We start from the raw sequence: 17,576 nt of genomic DNA on the forward strand, positions 1-17,576 counted from the left end.
GCCCCCGCCCATTCCGCCTGCGCGATCAAGTCGTCGACAGGGTTTGATGCTGTCCGTTGTCCGACTGGTTCGTGTCGAAGAGCTGGTTCGTGTCGAAGAGCTGGTCCTACGGCGTGCAGGCCAACGGCCGGCCTCGGCCCGCTCCCGCCGACATCACCGAAGCGGGCATCAGCGCGTGCGGGGAGATCGGCGCACGACTGCCCGGCGATCGAGGAGGTCCCGGAACGGTCGCTGGTGGCGGCGTTCGAGCTCTGGGGCATGATCGAGGACGCGCTCCGCGTCGCCATCCGGCAACTGGCGCGTCTCCAGCGTCGTTACGGCCTGTGTCGGCCGTGGGAGGCAGAGCTCCCCCGCGCGCAGTCCGGGCGGCGCGCGGTTCCTTCCGGCTGCTGTCAGTGGGTGGCGCTACCGTGCGTGGACACAGCAACTCCGCATGCGCAGGGGGAAATCGTGACCACACTCGACAACCGGCCGACCACCGCACTCCTCGTCGTCGATGTGCAGAAAGGAGTCGTCGCGGGGGCCCACGAGCGCGACACGGTCGTTGCGAACGTGGCCGCCCTGGTCGAAAAGGCACGGCGGGAACGGGTCCCGGTCGTCTGGGTCCAGCACTCCGACGAGCAACTGGTGAAGGAGAGCGACGACTGGCGGATCGTGCCGGAGCTGACTCCGGACGACACCGAACCGCTCATCCACAAGAACTACGGCGATTCCTTCGAGGACACCACCCTCGAGACCGTGCTGTCGGCTCTTGAAGTCGGCCGACTCCTCGTGGTCGGCGCGGAGAGCGATGCGTGCATCCGCTCCACACTCCACGGCGCGCTCGTCAGAGGGTACGACGCAACGCTGGTCAGCGACGCCCACACCACGGGGGACCAGACGGCGTGGGGGGCGCCTCCGCCGGACCAGGTCATCGCCCACACCAACCTGTACTGGACCTACCAGACGGCGCCGGGGCGGACAGCCGGGACCGTCACGACCAAGGACGTCGACTTCGGCATGTCCTGAAACCGCGAGGGCTGAACGCGTTCACGTGGGCTGAACCGGGGCGCGTCAGCCACGTGCCTTCAGAGCCGCAGGGATGCGGTCGAGCACGGGGAACGGGACCAGGCCGTAGTGGTAGAAGTCGACGGCGTCCGTGCCGCCGGGGCCGGTGGCCGCCGCCGTCTTCTCCGCCAGCGCCTCGGCGGACGCGGTGTCCGGGGCACCCGGGCGCAGTACGGTCCGAAGGCCGCAGCCGTCCGGCAGTACGGCCCGGTAGGCGGCGGTGTCGGCCGCGATCCGGGCGGGGTCACGGGCGTAGGCGAGGACGCCGTAGCCGGGGACGACCGCGCCGACCGCCGCGGGGTCCACGCCGATCCGCCAGGCCTCGTCGGCCGCGAGCGCGCCGGCCGGACGGCCGTCCGCGTAGCCCTTGACCGCGCCGGTCAGATCGAGGAAGACCAGCCGGGAGCCCTCGGCCGTCACGGCGTCGGCGACCGTCGCCGCGAGCGAGGTGACGGTGTCGCGGCGGGCGCGTGCGTACGCGGCGACAGACTCCCCGGCCCGATCGGCCAGTTCTCCGGGACCGAGCGGGCCGGGCTCGGGGCCCGCGCCGTCGAGCAGCCGGGCGACGGTCCGCGTGGCCTCGGCGCGGGCGGCGGCGGAGTCCACTCCCGCGGTCTCGGCTTGCCGCGTGCAGTACGGGCAGAAGCACAGGCCCAGGAGGAACTCCTCCACCGGGCCGAGGGGTACGAAGCTGCGCTCGTGGTGGTAGCCGTGCCCGAAGGTGCCGAAGTGCAGCGACTCGGCCACCACCGCGTCCACGCCCTGCCGGGCCACCGCACGGGCCAGCGCCACGGCGTACGCCCGTACGTCCGGGTGGGCGGGGCACAGGTCGGCCGGGGCGGCGCGGTCGCCGAAGCAGTTCTCCTGGGTGACGTCGGGGTGGGCGAGGCCGAGGGTGGTGTTGTGCAGGAAGACCGTCCAGCCGTGGAGGGCGGCGCCCCGTTCGGCCGTACGCAGGCGCAGGTCGCGCAGGGGGTCGTCTTCGGCGCCTGGCTGGACCGGCGGGGCAAGGCGTATGCCGTCGAACAGGTCGGCCGGCGGCGGGAAGTGGACGCCGTCGTGGCGCAGGGTGACCCGGGCGGGGCCGTGCGGGGTCACGTCGCGGGCGCGGTGGTAGGCGGCGGCGACGGTGAGGGTGTCGCAGCCGTACGTGCCGAGGACCCGGTCGAGGACCGGGTCCACGCCCTCGGCGCGCAGGTCTTCCACGAAGGTGTAGACGGAGGAGGTCGACGAAGGCGTCGGTGGCGTCGGCGCCGTCCGGGGGCTCGTGTGCATGGTGCTCCTGTCGCGCTTCGGAAGGCATCGGAGGCCTCGGAGAGCCGGGGCTCTTCGAGGGGGCGAGGGCTCCTGGGAAGGTTGAGGGCTCTTCAGCAGCCGGGGGCCCTGTGCTGGCCGATGTCCCGTGCCCGGGGAGAGCCGAGGACATGGGAGATCTCCAGACCGGTACGGACGACCATGGGGCCGACCTCGCGGACCCGGGCCGGGGTCATACGGGTGGTGAGACCGGAGACGCTGAGCGCGCCGACCGCCGCGTCGGTGTGGTCGAAGACGGGCGCGGCGACGCACCGTACCTCCGGCTCGTTCTCGCGGTCGTCGATCGCGTAGCCCTGCCTGCGGACCCGGGCGAGTTCGGCGCGCAGACGTTCCGGGTCGGTGACGGTGTGCGGCGTGACCGGGGCCATCCCCGCGGCCACCACGGCCCGGAACGCGTCCTCGCCGAGCCAGGCGAGGATGGCCTTGCCGACGGCGGTGCGGTAGGCGGGGACACGGCTGCCTATACGGGAGGCCATACGGACGTTGGTCTCGTTCTCGACCTTGTCGATGTAGACGACGTCCGGTGGCTCGTACACCACCAGGTGGCAGGTCTCCCCCACCGCGTGCTGGAGCAGCCGGAGCGGTTCCGCTGCGACGCTGCGCAGGTCGATGGAGGAAAGGTACGCCTGGCCGAGCCGCAGGGTGCCGTGGCCGAGCCGGAACCAGCCGGTCTCGCGGTCGCGGTCCAGCAGCGCGGTCTCCATGAGGGGCGTGGCGAGCCGCAGCACCGTGCTCTTGTTGATACCGAGGTCCTCCGCGATACGGGTCAGGGAGACGCCGCGGCCGGTGCCGGCGTGGTCGCGGATGTACTCGAGGACGGTGAGCGCGCGGCGCAGCGAGGATGCCTGGTTGCGGCGGGGCGGTGCGGTCATGTGGTGCTCCTCGGCGCAGTCATGTCGTGCTTCTCGGCATCAGGCCGCGGGCGACGGTGTCGCGGGCGGCGGCCAGGTGCCGCCCGGCCCGGGCGAGTGAGACCTCGTGGTGGCCGGGGAAGAGCGCGTCGACATCGAGCGCGGCCAGCCGGGTCAGACTGGCCGCGTACTCGGGTACGCGGCAGTCGTGCAGATTCTGCAGGGAGATACGTCCCCCGGTGAAGACGCAGTCGCCGGAGAAGAGCGCCCGGTAGGCGGGCGTGCGCAGGTGGTAGCAGGTGTGGCCGTCGGCGTGGCCGGGGGTGGCGACGGCCCGGAGCACGACTCCGCCGCCCAGGTCGATCTCCGTGCCGTCGGCGACGGGCTCGACGCGGGGGCAGGGCCGGAAGGCGTAGTCGTCCGGGTAGACCCCGGCGGCCCTGCCCTTGTCCACGCTGAGGCCCTCCTCATCGCCTTCGGCGATCCAGCGGACGGCCGCCGCCCCGGCCAGCACCCGCAGACCCGGCAGGTGCTCGGCGAGTGCGGCGGCCCCGCCCGCGTGGTCGGCGTGGCCGTGGGTCAGGAGGAGGTGGTCCGGCTCGGTGCCGGCGTTCCGCAGGATGCTGTGGACGGACCGCCCGGCCCCGGCGTCCACGAGCACGCTGCGGCGGCTGCCCCGCACGAGGTAGGCGTGACAGTCCAGCGGATCGCTGAGATCGAACCCGGCGGCCCCGCTGGCGACGAGGGTGACGTGATCGGTCAGGCGCACGGCAGCCCCTCCGGGACGGGAACGGTCGACGGTATCGGTCGCCACCACCGGGCCGGGCGGCCGGTGCTGTTGACGGCGGCCTCGGCGGCGACAGCGACGCGAGCGCTCAGGCACATGACGTCTCCCGCGGCAGCGAACCGGACGACAACAGCCGTCGCCACCAGGCCGGGCCGCCCGTCGCGTTGACCGCCGCCTCCACAGCGACAGCAACACGAGCACTCAAGCGCACGACAGCTCCCCACGGCATCCGAACCGGCCGACAACAGCCGTCGCCACCAAGCCGGGCCGCCAGTGGCGTTGACGGCGATACGGGCGGTCAGGTGCATCACGCCTCCTCCGGTGTGGGCGCCGTCGAGTGGGATCCGGGCTCGCGTTCGCCGGGGTGGGCCGATGCCGGTTCTCCCCCTGCCTCCGCGGGCTCGGTGTCGGCTCGGACGGTGGGTGGCTCCCCCATTCCGCGGATCGCCGCGACCACGACCCCTGCGGCCAGTGCCACCTCCCCCAACTCCACGGACTCGGCCGCCGCGTGCGCGTCCGTCACCGAGCCGGGGCCGAACACCACCGACGGGATGCCGGCGCGGGCCAGTTTGCTGGCGTCCGTACCGAAGGGCATGCCCTGGACGCCGGACGGGAGGCCGTGGGCGGCGAGGGCTTGGCGCAAGGCAGTGACGACGGGGGTGTCGGGCGGTGTGTCCAGGGCCGGGTCGACGGTGAAGGGCGGGTCCAACTCGGCGCCCAGCGCGGCGAGTTCGGCGCCGTCCTGACGCCAGACGGTCTCGGGGTCCTCGCCGGGGAGGGTGCGGCGGTCGACGTCCACCTCGCAGGTGCCGGGGATGGTGTTGGGGCCCGTGCCGCCCCGGACGCGGGTGACCGAACGGGTGGCGGGGCCCAGGAGCGGATGCGGTGCCGTGGCCGGGGGCGTCGCGGCGAGGTGGGCGAGGACGGGGGCCATCAGCGAGACGGCGTTGACGGCGTCCTCGGGGCGCGAGCTGTGACCGGCCCGCCCCCGGACGCGCACGGTGTAGCGCACGACGCCCTTGTGCGCGACGGCCGGGACCAGTCCGGTGGGCTCGCCGACCAGCGCGCCGACGACCGGGCGGTCCCCCAGCGTGTCCAGCAGGTGCAGGACGCCCCGGTAGGCGTGCTCCTCGTCGCAGACCCCGGCCAGGACGACCGTGTAGGACGGTGGCTCGCCGCGTGCGAGTTCGGCGGCGGCCAGCATGAACGCGGCCAGCGCCCCCTTCGCGTCGCAGGCGCCCCTCCCGTACAGACGGCCGTCGCGTACGTCGCCGTCGTACGGCCGGACGCTCATGCCGTCCGTCTCCACCGTGTCGAGGTGCGTTTCGAGCAGGACGGCCTCCGGGCTGCGCCCCGGCACAACGGCGACCACGTTGGACCGCCCCGGCAGCACCTCGTGCAGCTCGGCCCGTACGCCGTGCCGCGCCAGCCAGTCGCGTACGTGCACGGCGACCGCCGTCTCGCCCCCGTCGCCCGCCGCGTCCCGGGGGTTGACGCTGGGGATGCGTACGAGGTCGCGGGCGAGCCGGGCGGCCTGGTCCCTCATGTGCGGCGCTCCCTCGCGTAGACCAGCAGCAGGCCGATGATCAGGACGCCGAGGACCACCTGGCGTACGCCCTCCGAGAGGTTCCAGGAGGTCAGCAGCGCGGTGAGCAGGGTGAGCAGCAGGGCACCGCCGACCGTGCCGAGGAGATGGCCGCGGCCGCCGAGGATGGATGTGCCGCCGAGGACGACGGAGGCGATGGACAGGAGCTGGTACGGGTTGCCCATGGTCAGCGAGCTGGTCCCGGTGAAGCCGAGCAGTACCAGTCCCGCCACTCCGGCGAGCAGCGCGCAGGAGACGTACGCGGTGAACGCGGTCGCGCCGAGCGGTACTCCGGAGGCGCGGGCCGCGCTCTCGCCGGCACCGAGCGCGAACGCGTACCGGCCGGTCCTGGACAGGTGCAGCAGCCAGCCGGCGACGGCCGTGATGCCCAGCCACAGCACGAACGCCCAGGGGACGCCCAGCAGTCGGCCGTTGGCGAGGGAGTCCAGCAGGGGCACCGCGGCCGAGCTGGGCGATCCGTCGGTGTAGACGAGGAGGGCACCGGCGAGGATCGTGCCTGTGGCGAGGGTCATCACCATCGGCGGTACCCGCAGCCACACCACCCCGGCCGCGTTCACCGCGCCCACGAGCGCGCTCAGCGCGAGCGCCGCCGTGATGCCGGTCGCGCCGCCTCCCGTACCGGAGGCGACCTTGGCGCAGACGACCGCGGACAGGGCGACGACGCCCGACACCGACAGGTCGATGCCGCTCATGATGACGACGAGGGTCTGGCCGACGGCGACGATGCCCAGGAACGACGCCGTCTGCACGAGGTAGCGGAAGTTGGAGACACTGTCGAAGCCGTCGGCGAAGAGGATCGCCGCGAGCCAGGTGAGCGCGAGCACGCCGAACGCCCAGGCGGCCCGGCTGCCGCGCAGCGCGGCCGCCGATACTGCTACAAGGCCGCTCATTCGGCCGCCTCCCTCGTGACGTAGGTCTTCAGGGCGAGCGCCGCCACGAGGATCACGCCCTGTATGACGAGCTGGTAGAAAGGCGAGATCCCGGTGAACAGCAGCAGGTTGGTGAGCAGGCCGATGACCAGTGCGCCCAGGACCGTACCGCGCATCCGGCCGACCCCTCCGAAGAAGCTGATGCCGCCGAGGACCGAGGCGGCGATGGAGTTGAGCGTGTACGGCGTGCCGATCGTCGGGTCGGCCGAGCCGGTCTGGACGGCGAGCCCGATCCCGGCGAGCCCGGTGAACGCGCCCGCCAGCGCGTACCCGCCGATCTTCACTCCCCGGGTGTGCAGTCCGCTGGCGTAGGCGCCGTGCTCGTTGCCGCCCACGGCGTAGAGCGCGAGCCCGTGCCGGGTGGTGCGCAGCAGCTTCCAGACGGCGAGGACGAGAGCGAGGGCGGCGGCGGGCAGGGCGATCCCGTACCAGCCGTTGTTGTACGCGTCGACCAGCCCGGCCGGGACATGTCCGCCGGGCTGCGGCAGGACGACCAGGGTGACACCGCTCCACAGGAACGACGCGGCGAGCGTCACGACGATCGGGGGCAGTCCGGCGTACGCCACGAGGGTCCCGTTGACGGCGCCGGCCGCGACGGCCACGCACAGGGCGAGCGCGGCGGCGGTCATGACTCCGCCCGCGCCCCGGGCGTCGTAGGTCGCGAACACGGCCATGGCGAGCCCGAGCACGGCCCCGAGCGAGAGGTCGATCCCGCCGAGCAGCATCACGGTCGTCTGCCCGGCGGCGGCCAGGATCAGCGGGAGGAACTGCGCGGACAGGATGGTGACGGAGGCCGGGCTGAGCAGGCTGGGGTCGTAGTGCTGGTAGGCGACGAGCAGCACCAGCAGCAGGGCGAGCAGCCCGAGGAGGTCCGTGTTCCCCCGGGCGGCCGTGGTGATCCGCTCACGCATGGGCCACGCTCCCGGGCTCGGGCCGGTCACCGTCGTCGATGTCGTCGATGGCCTGGGCGACCTGCTGGGGCAGGAGGGCGGACGGCTCGTCCGCCTCTGTGTCCTTCTCTGTGTCCTTCTCTGTGTCCGTCTCCGTCGCCGTGCCCATCACCGAGGCCCGTACCAGGCGTTCTTCCGTCAGGGCGGGGCCCGCTAGGCGGTCGACGACCCTGCCCTCGTACAGGACGGCCACTTCGTCGCAGAGGCCGACGAGTTCCATGGTGTCTCCGGAGGTGACGAGGACCGCCAGGCCCTCGTCGGCGAGGCGGCGAAGGAGGTGGTAGATCTCGCGTTTGGTGCCGATGTCGATGCCCCGGGTGGGTTCGGCGAGCAGGAGGACGCGGGGGTCGGCCGGCAGCCATTTGGCGAGGGCCACCTTCTGCTGGTTGCCGCCGGAGAGGCGGCGGGCCTCCTGCGCCGGTGACGCGGCCCGGATACGCAGCCGCTCGGTCAGTTCGGCGACCAGCCGGGTCTCGGCCGTGCGCGAGACGGTGGTGAGACGGCTGCCGGGGGCGAGGGTGCGCAGGCTGGGCAGGGCGAGGTTGTCGCGGACGCTGCGCGCGGTGTGGACGCCCTCGGTCTTGCGGTCCTCGGGGACGTACGCGACGCGGTGCCGGATCGCGTCCCGTGGCGAGGAGAGCCGCACCGGCCGCCCCTCGAGCGTGATCCGCCCCGTGTGGCGGGCCAGGCCGAACAGGGCGCGCAGCACCTCGCGCTGTCCCTGGCCCTGGAGTCCGCCGAGGCCGACGACACGGCCCGGGGCGAGGTCCAGGTCGACGGAGGAGCACGCGCCGGGGACGGTCAGGTCCCGTGCCCGGAGCAGGGGTTCGGGCGCCGTACCGGTCCCCTTCTCGGGGAACAGGTCCGACAGTTCGCGTCCGACCATCAGCCGCACGATGTCGTCGTGGTCGGTCCGCTCGCGCTCCCGGGTCGCCGTCACCGCCCCGTCCTTCAGGACCGTCAACCGGTCGCTGACCGCGAAGAGTTCGGCCATGCGGTGGCTGACGAAGATCACCGAGCCTCCCTGGTCGCGCAGTTCGCGGACGACGCGGAAGACGGCGCCCACCTGCTCCTCGTCGAGCGCGGAGGTGGCCTCGTCGAGGATCAGGAGGCGGGGCTCGCTCGCCAGCGCCTTGGCCAGTTCGACCAGTTGCTGGCGGCCGAGCGGCAGCCGCCCGGCGCGGGTGCGCGGGTCGATGTCGAGGCCGACCCGTTCCAGCAGGGGCCGTGCCCGCGCCGCGAGGTCGCGGGCCCGTACCAGACCGCGCCGGCTGGGCCAGGCGCCGAGGAAGACGTTCTCCGCGACGCTCTGGTGCGGGTTGAGGCTCAGCTCCTGGTGGACGGAGCCGATCCCGGCCGCCCGGGCGCGGTGCGGCGACCACGCCCGGGGTACGGGAGCGCCCTCGTGGACGACCCGGCCGGAGTCGGGCGTGAGGAGCCCGGTGACGAGGGAGAGCACGGTGGACTTGCCGGCCCCGTTCTCGCCGACGAGTGCCAGCACCTCACCGGGCCCGACCGTGAAGCTCACCTCCTTGAGCACCTGGTTCCCCGCGAACGACTTCGACACCTGTTCCACGCTCAGCAGCGGCGCCATGGTCACCTGCCCACCGCTCACTTGCCGATGAGCTTGTCGATCTCGGACTGCGGCATGTCGTTGATCGGGTACGAGTCGTCCGGCTGGTCCGTCTGCACGTACTCGGAGAGGTTGTCGTCGGTGATCTCGGGAAGCGGGACGGTGATGTCCTGCGGCACCGACACGCCCTCCACCTTGGCGACGGCCGCCTCCAGGGCGATGACGGAGAGGTAGTTGGGCTGCGCGGTGGCGATGGAGGAGAAGCCCTCCTTCTGCTTCGACTTCCACAGCTTCAGGAAGCCGTTGTAGTTCTCACCGGTGATGGGGACGAGCTTCTTGTCCTGCTTGATCAGGGTCTGGAGCGCGGCGGCCGAGAGTGCGCCGCCCTGCGAGAAGACGCCGTCGATGTCCGGGTGCGCGGAGTAGGCGGAGGCGAAGGACTGCGCGGCCGGAGCGAGGTTGTACTCGCTGTGCACATTGCTGACGATCTTGATGCCGGGGTACTTCTTGAAGACCGTCTCGGCACCGGCCCAGCGGTCCTCGCTGACGGCCACGCCGGCCGGGCCGTTCATCGCGATGACGCTGCCCTTGCCGTCCAGCTTCCCGGCCAGCCACTCGGCCATCATCGAGCCCCACGCCTTCTGGTCCGTGCCGACTCTGATGACCTTCTTGCTGGTCGGCAGGGAGTCGAAGGCGACGACGGTGATGCCCGCGGCCACGGCCTGTTCGAGCGCCGGGTTGAGCGCGGTGGAGGAGCCGGCGTCGACGAGGATCACGTCGTACTTCTGCTGGATCATCGCCCGGATCTGCGAGATCTGCTGCGAGGTGTCGCCGTTGGCGTTGAAGGTCTTGAACGTGGACACCTTGCCCGCCGACTTCAGCTTGTCCACGTCGGCCTGAAGCATCTTCAGGGTCTGCTGCATCCACGACGGCGTCAGATAGATGGTCGACCAGCCGACCTTGAGGTCCTTGGCCGCCGCGGCGGAGGCGCTCGCCCCGCTCTTGGCGGTGTCGCTGTCGGACTCGACGTTGCACGCGGTGACACCGGCGAGCGCGCACAGGGAGGCCGCCAAGGCCACCACACCACGTACGGAACGTGTGTTCATCGAAGCTCTCGATTCCCTCGGGAGGCACCCGGGCCGGGCACGTGGCCCGGGTGACGGTGAGTTGGGGAGGGGGCTTTCACCGGACCCGCGCACCGGATCATCACTGCTCCGGGTGGTAGGGGAGCGCATCGCCCGGTGAGGACCGGTCTGTTGAGAGGGCAACGTAGGAGGTGCGTACGGCCGCGCACCACTTCTGCACCACAGAATTTCGCATTGCACAACATGCCAGCTCGCAGGAGCGTGGCGGCGGTGTTCGGGGCATCGGTGATCGCGTCTGCTGAAGGCGCGTCACGATCGGTCCGCCCGATGACACACTCTGGTCTCCGGGGCGCGGGTCACCGCGCCCCGGAGACCGGCCACTGGCCCGAGGCGGGGAGAGAGCATGGGAGCAGAGGGGGCGCCGGCCGTTCTGGTGACCGGCGGCAGCGGCTTCGTCGGCAGTCATCTGGTGCGGCGGCTGCTGGAGCGGGACTACCGGGTCCGGACGACGGTACGGTCCACCGCGAACACGGCGAAGGTGCGGCCGCTGCTCGACATGGGGGAGGCGTTTCCCGGCCGGCTGGAGCTGTTCGAGGCGGATCTGCTGGCCGAGGGCTCCTTCGACGAGGCGATGCGGGGCTGCGCGGTGGTGTTCCACGTGGCGTCGCCGTTCTTCATGGTGGAGAAGATCAAGGACGGCCGCAGGGACATGGTCGACCCGGCTCTCCTCGGCACGCGCAACGTGCTGGCGGGTGTCGAGCGGACACCGACGGTCGAGCGACTGGTCTTCACGTCCACCGTCGGCGCGATCTTCGGCGACTACGCCGATGTCCTGCAGATGGACGGCCAGGTGCTGTCGGAGGCCTACTTCAACACCAGCAGCACCGAGGCCGACAACCCCTACCACTATGCGAAGACCCTCGCGGAGCGCGCGGCGTGGGAGGCGGAGGCGGCCCAGGACCGCTGGCGCATGGTGTCCGTCAACCCCGGTCTGATCCTGGGCCCTTCCCTCACCCCCGCGTCGGAGTCCGGCAGCCTGTTCCTGCTGGAGGAGCTGTTCAAGGGCTACTTCTTCTACGGCGCGCCGGACTTCAGCTTCACGACGGCGGACGTACGGGAGGTGGCGGACGCGCATATCGCGGCGGCGGAGAACCCGGACGCGCAGGGCCGGTACATCGTCGCGGCCGAGACGATGACGTCCTTCCGCGACATGTCCCGCATCATCCGGACCCGGTACCCCCGCGATCTCCGCCTCCCGCGCACCGCGCTCCCCCACTGGCCGGTCCGCGTCCTCGGCCCGGCCTTCGGGCTGACCCAGGACTACATCCGCAAGCACCTCGGTATCCGCTTCCGGGTGGACAACGGCAGGAGCGTGCGGGAGCTGGGCATCACGTACCGTCCGATCGAGGAGACGGTCCTTGACCACTACGAGGCATGGCGGGCGCAGCGGGGTGCTGCCGGGGGCGCCCCGGCAGCAGTGAGACCAGCAGTTCGGTGAACTGCGAGGCCGCCCAGGGGAGCCGACGGCCCGGCATCGTCTGGATCTGCGCCTCGCGCTGCCGGAAGACCGGGTGGTCGACCCGGACGTAGGTGACGCCCTCCGGGGACGGCCCTCCGTCCCCTTCGGCCCCCTCATCCAGGTCGCCGAGATCGCCGACCAGGGCGATACCGCCCCCGGAGCGTACGAACTCGTACTGCGGGGTGAGCGCGTCGCAGACGAGGGCCGGACGGACCGTGAGGCCCTCCAACTGGACGCCGATGTCGAAGAGTTCGCGCTGGCTGGTGCCCGCCGTGCCGAGCGCCAGCGGATACGCGCACAGCTCCGCCAGGGTGATCCGCTCCCGCCCCGCCAGCTCGTGGCCGGGCGGGACGATCGCGGCCACGGGGATGACGACGGCGCGCTCCACCCGTACGTCGTGCTGCGGGCCCATCGTGTAGGTGGCGGCGACATCGGCGATGCCCTCGGCCACCCGCCGCGTGGCCTCCTGGCGGTCCACGATGTCGAGGCGGAAGGTGACGTCGGGGTGCTCGCGGCGGAAGGCGGCCATCGCGCGCGGTACGACCCGCCGCGCGAACCCCTCCGAGCAGGCGACCGTGACGCTGCGGACGTCGGCCCCCCGTCCCGTGCGCAGCTCGTCGACGAGTGAGGCCGACTCCGCCTCGCTGCGGCGGGCGTGCGCCAGCAGCCGGGAGCCCTCGTCGGTCACGGTCATCCCGCGCGGGTGCCGGACGAAGAGCGGCACCCCGATCCCGGACTCCAGCTTGGCGATCTGGCGGCTGATCGCGGACGGGGCGACGTTCAGCGTCTGCGCGGCCTCGCTGATCGATCCGGTCCGGGCGACCTCCAGGAAGTACGTGAGGCTCACCGGCACGAGCTGCATGAGGACTCCGTTCCTCTCCACCTCACGGTTTGCCGAAAGTAGAACGCACAGGCCCACAAACGGCAATGGTGGTCGGCCGGAAACCACCCTACGCTGCTGAGTCGACACCCCTTCCCCCAGAGGGTTTCCCGCCCTGCCGCTCCCTTCCGTCTTCGTCACCGCTGGGTCCGATCGTCCCCCGATCCACCGCGACATCCGGGAGAATCACCGCCTTGATCCCCGCGCAGCTGCTCCGCAAGGCCGAGGAGTTCATCGACTCGGGCGCCTTCTTCGCCGAACTGGCCGCCATGGTCGCCTATCCGACCGAGAGCGTCCACCCCGAAGCGAGCGTTGCCGTCACGGCATACCTCGACGAGGTCCTGACCCCGGCTCTGACGGGCCTCGGATGCTCCGTGAGGACGTACGGCAACGAGGACCCCCGCGGCGGACCGTTCCTCGTCGGCCGGCGCGTCGAGTCGCCCAAGCTGCCGACGCTGCTCTGCTACGGGCACGCGGACGTGGTGGACGGGCAGGCGGACCAGTGGGGCGAGGGCCGCGGCCCGTGGACGCTGACCGCGGAGGGCGAGCGCTGGTACGGGCGCGGCGCGGCCGACAACAAGGGCCAGCACCTCGTGAACCTGGCCGCCCTGCGGCTGCTCCTCGCCGAACAGGGCCGGCTCGGCTTCAACCTGACCTGTCTGTTCGAGACGGGCGAGGAGATCGGCTCCCCGGGGCTCGCACGGTTCGCCGCGGCGCACCGCGAGGGGCTGCGGGCCGACGTACTGATCGCCTCGGACGGCCCGCGCGTGGACGCCGCGACACCGACGCTCTTCCTCGGGGCGCGCGGCGGGGTGCAGATCCTGCTCGACGTGGATCTGCGTCCCGACGCGTATCACTCGGGCAACTGGGGCGGTGTCCTGCGCAACCCCGCGACCACCCTGGCGGGGGCGATCGCGAGCCTGGTGGACGGCCATGGCGGCATCCGGGTGCCGGAGCTCCTGCCGCCCGGGCTCCCCGACGCCGTACGGCGGTCGCTGGCCGGAGTCACGGTCGCGAACAGCCCCGGCGACCCGGCTCCGGACGAGGGCTGGGGCGATATCTCGCTGACCGCCGCCGAGCGCCTCTACGCCTGGAACACGCTGGAGGTGCTGTCGCTGGGCGCGGCCGACATCGACCGCCCGGTGAACGCGATTCCCGGGCGGGCCCGCGCGGTCCTCCAGCTCCGCCACGTCGCGGGCACGGACGTCAGCCGCGTGGGCGAGGTCCTCACCGAGCATCTCGCACGGCAGGGCTTCCCCATGGTGGACGTGACCGTGCTCGGGCGGTTCCCGGCCGCCCGTACGCCGCTGGACGACCCGTGGGTGGACTGGGCGCGGGCCGCGCTGGAGCAGGTGGCCGAGCGGCCGGTGACGGTCCTGCCCAACATCGGCGGCTCCCTGCCCCACTCCGTCTTCACGGAGGTCCTCGGCCTGCCCGCCCTGTGGCTGCCGCACTCGTACCCGGGCTGTCTCCAGCACGCCCCCGACGAGCACCTGCTCGCGCCGATCGCCCGTGAGGGCCTGGTCCTGGCGACGGCGCTCTTCCACGCCCTCGGCAACCCCACCGCCGAACTCCCGCTCCCCGCGTACGCGAAGGGCCCACGATGACCGTTCAGCAGTCCGCCCCGGTACCGTCCGCGACGCCCACGGCCACGAAGCGCGCGATCGCGGCGGCCACCGTCGGCAACGCGCTCGAGTGGTTCGACCTGGCGCTGTACGCGTTGCTGGCGTCGTACATCGGCCGCACGTTCTTCCCGTCCGACGACGCGGGTGTCCAGCTGGTGCAGACGTACGCGGTGTTCGGCATCACCTATCTGATCCGCCCGGTCGGCGGGCTGGTGCTGGGCGCGTACGCGGACCGCCACGGCCGCAAGAAGGCGCTGATGCTGTCGATCCGCCTGATGGTGGCGGGCACGCTGCTGATGGCGTTCATGCCGGGGTACGCGACGCTCGGGATCGCCGCGCCCCTCGGTATCGTCCTGGCCCGGCTGCTCCAGGGTTTCGCGGCGGCGGGCGAGTTCGGGGCGGCGACGTCCTTCCTGGTCGAGCAGAACGCGGGGCGCAAGGGCTTCCTCGGCAGCTTCCAGTTCGCGAGCCAGGGTCTGTCGACGCTGATGGCGGCGGGCTTCGCGGCCGGGCTGACGGCGGTGCTGTCGGACGGGCAGATGACGTCGTGGGGCTGGCGGGTGCCGTTCGTGTTCGGGCTGCTGATCGGGCCGGTGGGGTACTTCGTGCGCCGGTACGTGGAGGAGTCCCCGGCGATGGCGGAGACGCCCGGGGTGCGCTCGCCGGTCCGCGCGGTCTTCCGCGACCACTGGGGCGGTCTGCTGGTCGCGGGCGGCGTGCTGATCGTCTCGACGGCGCTGAACTTCATGCTCCAGTACCTGCCGACCTTCGGGATCAAGGAGCTGGGTCTCGACGACTCCCTGGCGTACGTGGCCCTGTTCGTCACCGGGGCCATCCTGACCTTCGGCACCCCCGTGGTGGGCCTGCTCGCCGACCGCTACGGCCGGGTACGCATCATGCTCCCGTCCGCGCTGCTGATCGGTGCCGCCGCGGTGCCGCTCTTCGTCTGGCTCACCGCCTCGCCGTCGTTCCTGACCCTCATGCTCTGCATGACGGTCCTCGGCCTGCTGAAGGCGGCGTACTTCGGCGCGCTCCCCTCGGTGATGTCGGACGTGTTCTCGGCGCGGGCACGGGCCACCGGTCTGTCCTTCAGCTACAACACGACGGTCGCCGTCTTCGGCGGTTTCACCCCGACGATCGCGGCGGCCCTCGTCACCGCGACCGGCTCGCAGGTCTCACCGGCGTACTACCTGCTGGCGGTGGCCGTGCTGAGTGTGGGTGCGCTGGTGGCGGGGGCCCGCCGGCACGGCATCCGCTGACGGACGCCAGCGAGGGGGCCACGGGGGAACAGGCCGCTCCCCCGGCTCCCGTCAGGCCCGGCCATGCGCCTCCTGGGTGCGCCGGGAGAGCGAGTCGATGACCACGGCGGCGAACAGCACGCCGCCGGTGATCATGAACTGGACTGCGACGGGCGTGTCCGTGATGGCCATGCCCGAGGCCACCGACTCGATGACCAGAATGCCGAGCACCGCCGACCAGGTCGTCCCGCGCCCTCCGAACAGGCTGGTGCCCCCGATGACCGCCGCCGCGATGGCGTTCAGCAGCAGGACGCCCCCGCCCGAGGCCTGGCTCACCGAGGTGATCCGCGAGGCGAGGAACAGTCCGCCGATCGCCGCCATCGTGCCCGACACCGCGAGCACCGCGGTCTGTACCCGTACCACCCTGAGGCTGGCGCGGCGGGCCGCCTCGACGCCGCCGCCGAGGGCGTAGACCTGCCGCCCGTAGCGTGTGCGACGGAGGACGACGTCCAGGCCGGCCACCGCCACGAGGAAGATCAGGAAGGCCAGCGGCAGTCCCTGGAACCGGTTGAGTACGAACGCCGCGACGAACGCGACCACCGCCAGTCCGCCCGTGCGCACCCCGATCTCCCGGAGCGAACGGTGCGGCATGCCTACGGCCTTGCGGCGCCGCCTGTCCTGGTAGGAGGCGATGAAGACCAGCCCCGCGCCGACCGCCGCGAGGCCGTAGGCGGCGGCGTCGTTGGTGAAGTAGTAGCTGGTCAGTTTGGCCACGAGGCCGTTCTCGTCGAGGTTGATGGTGCCGCTGGTGCCCAGGATGTAGAGCATGAGGCCGTTCCAGGTCAGCAGCCCCGCGAGCGTGACGACGAACGCGGGCACGCGGGTTCTCGCGAAGGAGAAGCCCTGGATGGTCCCCACCGCGGTGCCCGAGACCACCGCGATGATCAGGGCCAGCCATTCCGGCACGCCGTTGTTCACGTTCAGGACGGCGAAGAGGGCCGCCGCCAGACCGCTGATCGAGCCGACCGACAGGTCGATCTGCCCGATCAGAAGCACGAAGACGACACCGACCGCGATCAGGCCCGTACCGACGATGTCCACGCTGAGATTGGACAGGTTCCGTGGTGAGAGGAAGTTCTCGTTGAGGATCTGGAAGACGACCCAGACCGCGACGAGGACGAGGACGACCGGGAGCGAGCCCAGTTCGCCGGCGTTCAGCTTGAGCCGGAACGCGGCGGCCCAGCCCTCCAGGGCACGGACGACCGCCCGCCCGCGGCGCGGCCGGCGGTCCTGGGTGGTGGACGTGGAGGGGCCGGCCCCGGTGTCGTCCGCCGTGTTGCGGGTCCCTTTCACCACTCCTCCCGGAAGGCCGTACGGCGGGGCACGTTCTGCGTGGCGCCGGTTATGGAGGAAATGATCTGCTCCTGGGATGCGGTGTTCACGTCGAAGAATCCGTTGTTGCGGCCCAGCCGCAGCACCGCGGCACGGTCCGCGAGGGCTTTGACATCACCCATGTTGTGGCTGATCAGCAGCACTCCCAGGCCGCGGTCGCGCAGCCGGTCGACGAGGTCGAGGACCTCGGTGGTCTGCTGGAGACCGAGGGCCGCGGTCGGTTCGTCCAGAAGGAGGACGCGCGGGTTCCCGAGCAGCGATCGGGCTATGGCGACCGTCTGCCGCTGACCGCTGGACAGGGACACGACGGGGGCCCGCAGATCGGGGACACCCGTCGCCAGGTGCTCCAGCAGGTCCCGGGTACGGCGCTCCATCTCCACCTCGTCGAGGAACCCGTACCTGCGGATCTCCCGTCCGAGGAACAGATTGCCGACCACGTCGAGGTTCCCGCACAGCGCGAGGTCCTGGTACACGGTGGCGATGCCGAGGTCCCGGGCATCGTGAGGGCGCCTGATGTGGACGGTCCGGCCCTCCCACTCGATGACGCCCTTGTCCGCGGGGGAGACGCCCGAGATCACCTTGACCAGGGTGGACTTCCCGGCCCCGTTGTCACCCATGAGGGCGACGACCTGGCCGGCGCGGATCTCCAGCTCGATGTCCTCGAGGACATGGACGACGCCGAAGCGCTTGGACACGCCGCGCAGCGCCAGCAGGGGTGGAGCCGGCACGGAACCATCTCCTTCCACTTCTCGGTGCCCGCCGGTGGGGGAATCGGCCTGT

General features: G+C 71.8%; 15 protein-coding genes. 4 read left to right on the forward strand and 11 right to left on the reverse strand.

Features of this window, described 5'->3' with window-relative positions:
- Nucleotides 1–450 precede the first annotated feature (450 nt).
- The gene (locus tag FNH04_RS12705; protein WP_322722982.1) at nt 451–1,008 is read left to right on the forward strand and encodes an isochorismatase family protein; all 558 of its coding nucleotides are present in this window, start codon (nt 451–453) and stop codon (nt 1,006–1,008) included.
- A 45-nt stretch (nt 1,009–1,053) separates the two neighbouring features.
- Here FNH04_RS12705 and FNH04_RS12710 read toward each other — a convergent pair whose 3' ends face one another.
- The 8 genes from FNH04_RS12710 to FNH04_RS12745 all read right to left on the reverse strand — a co-directional run bounded on the left by FNH04_RS12710 (nt 1,054) and on the right by FNH04_RS12745 (nt 10,163).
- Nucleotides 1,054–2,322 carry a hypothetical protein gene (locus tag FNH04_RS12710; protein WP_152783537.1) on the reverse strand — a complete coding sequence of 423 codons (1,269 nt, stop codon included), beginning with the start codon at nt 2,320–2,322 and terminating at the stop codon, nt 1,054–1,056.
- A gap of 92 nt (nt 2,323–2,414) precedes the next feature.
- On the reverse strand, nt 2,415–3,233 hold the full coding sequence (locus FNH04_RS12715; protein WP_152783539.1) for an IclR family transcriptional regulator: 819 nt from the start codon (nt 3,231–3,233) through the stop codon (nt 2,415–2,417).
- Nucleotides 3,234–3,252: 19 nt separating this feature from the next.
- Entirely contained in the window at nt 3,253–3,981 is a 729-nt protein-coding gene (locus FNH04_RS12720) for an MBL fold metallo-hydrolase (protein ID WP_194236651.1), read from the reverse strand.
- Between the two features lie 325 nt (nt 3,982–4,306).
- A complete protein-coding gene (locus FNH04_RS12725; protein WP_152783543.1) occupies nt 4,307–5,545 on the reverse strand; it encodes a M20/M25/M40 family metallo-hydrolase in 1,239 nt (412 codons plus the stop codon).
- Nucleotides 5,542–6,495 (reverse strand): ABC transporter permease, encoded by a 954-nt coding sequence (locus FNH04_RS12730; protein WP_152783545.1) that lies wholly within the window; start codon nt 6,493–6,495, stop codon nt 5,542–5,544. The genes FNH04_RS12725 and FNH04_RS12730 overlap by 4 nt, the downstream gene beginning before the upstream one ends.
- Nucleotides 6,492–7,445 (reverse strand): ABC transporter permease, encoded by a 954-nt coding sequence (locus FNH04_RS12735; RefSeq protein WP_152783547.1) that lies wholly within the window; start codon nt 7,443–7,445, stop codon nt 6,492–6,494. The genes FNH04_RS12730 and FNH04_RS12735 overlap by 4 nt, the downstream gene beginning before the upstream one ends.
- Nucleotides 7,438–9,099, reverse strand: a complete 1,662-nt coding sequence (locus FNH04_RS12740) for a sugar ABC transporter ATP-binding protein (protein ID WP_322722983.1) — start codon at nt 9,097–9,099, stop codon at nt 7,438–7,440. Before FNH04_RS12740 ends, FNH04_RS12735 begins: the two co-directional genes overlap by 8 nt.
- Complete coding sequence (locus FNH04_RS12745; protein WP_194236652.1) at nt 9,096–10,163, reverse strand: ABC transporter substrate-binding protein; 1,068 nt, start codon at nt 10,161–10,163, stop codon at nt 9,096–9,098. The genes FNH04_RS12740 and FNH04_RS12745 overlap by 4 nt, the downstream gene beginning before the upstream one ends.
- 382 nt (nt 10,164–10,545) lie before the next feature.
- Here FNH04_RS12745 and FNH04_RS12750 point away from each other — a divergent pair, with 382 nt between their 5' ends.
- Nucleotides 10,546–11,640, forward strand: a complete 1,095-nt coding sequence (locus tag FNH04_RS12750) for an NAD-dependent epimerase/dehydratase family protein (protein WP_152783551.1) — start codon at nt 10,546–10,548, stop codon at nt 11,638–11,640.
- Here FNH04_RS12750 and FNH04_RS12755 read toward each other — a convergent pair.
- Nucleotides 11,531–12,523 carry a LysR family transcriptional regulator gene (locus FNH04_RS12755; protein WP_152783553.1) on the reverse strand — a complete coding sequence of 331 codons (993 nt, stop codon included), beginning with the start codon at nt 12,521–12,523 and terminating at the stop codon, nt 11,531–11,533. The genes FNH04_RS12750 and FNH04_RS12755 overlap by 110 nt on opposite strands.
- Before the next feature lie 212 nt (nt 12,524–12,735).
- Here FNH04_RS12755 and FNH04_RS12760 point away from each other — a divergent pair, with 212 nt between their 5' ends.
- The gene (locus tag FNH04_RS12760; protein WP_228031318.1) at nt 12,736–14,148 is read left to right on the forward strand and encodes a M20 family metallopeptidase; all 1,413 of its coding nucleotides are present in this window, start codon (nt 12,736–12,738) and stop codon (nt 14,146–14,148) included.
- On the forward strand, nt 14,145–15,425 hold the full coding sequence (locus FNH04_RS12765; protein ID WP_152783557.1) for an MFS transporter: 1,281 nt from the start codon (nt 14,145–14,147) through the stop codon (nt 15,423–15,425). The genes FNH04_RS12760 and FNH04_RS12765 overlap by 4 nt, the downstream gene beginning before the upstream one ends.
- 51 nt (nt 15,426–15,476) lie before the next feature.
- Here the strand turns inward: FNH04_RS12765 and FNH04_RS12770 are convergent, their stop codons facing one another.
- A complete protein-coding gene (locus FNH04_RS12770) occupies nt 15,477–16,760 on the reverse strand; it encodes a sugar ABC transporter permease (RefSeq protein WP_386574580.1) in 1,284 nt (427 codons plus the stop codon).
- Nucleotides 16,754–17,524 carry an ATP-binding cassette domain-containing protein gene (locus FNH04_RS12775; RefSeq protein WP_322722984.1) on the reverse strand — a complete coding sequence of 257 codons (771 nt, stop codon included), beginning with the start codon at nt 17,522–17,524 and terminating at the stop codon, nt 16,754–16,756. The genes FNH04_RS12770 and FNH04_RS12775 overlap by 7 nt, the downstream gene beginning before the upstream one ends.
- Nucleotides 17,525–17,576: the final 52 nt, after the last annotated feature.

Source organism: Streptomyces phyllanthi (assembly GCF_009377205.1).
Taxonomy (GTDB): domain Bacteria; phylum Actinomycetota; class Actinomycetes; order Streptomycetales; family Streptomycetaceae; genus Streptomyces; species Streptomyces phyllanthi.

Bases quoted from the DNA above. Each gene is read 5' to 3' on its own strand.
- FNH04_RS12710 (WP_152783537.1), bottom strand. From the start codon at position 2,322: ATGCACACGAGCCCCCGGACGGCGCCGACGCCACCGACGCCTTCGTCG.
- FNH04_RS12715 (WP_152783539.1), bottom strand. From the start codon at position 3,233: ATGACCGCACCGCCCCGCCGCAACCAGGCATCCTCGCTGCGCCGCGCG.
- FNH04_RS12725 (WP_152783543.1), bottom strand. From the start codon at position 5,545: ATGAGGGACCAGGCCGCCCGGCTCGCCCGCGACCTCGTACGCATCCCC.
- FNH04_RS12730 (WP_152783545.1), bottom strand. From the start codon at position 6,495: ATGAGCGGCCTTGTAGCAGTATCGGCGGCCGCGCTGCGCGGCAGCCGG.
- FNH04_RS12735 (WP_152783547.1), bottom strand. From the start codon at position 7,445: ATGCGTGAGCGGATCACCACGGCCGCCCGGGGGAACACGGACCTCCTC.
- FNH04_RS12745 (WP_194236652.1), bottom strand. From the start codon at position 10,163: ATGAACACACGTTCCGTACGTGGTGTGGTGGCCTTGGCGGCCTCCCTG.
- FNH04_RS12750 (WP_152783551.1), top strand. From the start codon at position 10,546: ATGGGAGCAGAGGGGGCGCCGGCCGTTCTGGTGACCGGCGGCAGCGGC.
- FNH04_RS12755 (WP_152783553.1), bottom strand. From the start codon at position 12,523: ATGCAGCTCGTGCCGGTGAGCCTCACGTACTTCCTGGAGGTCGCCCGG.
- FNH04_RS12765 (WP_152783557.1), top strand. From the start codon at position 14,145: ATGACCGTTCAGCAGTCCGCCCCGGTACCGTCCGCGACGCCCACGGCC.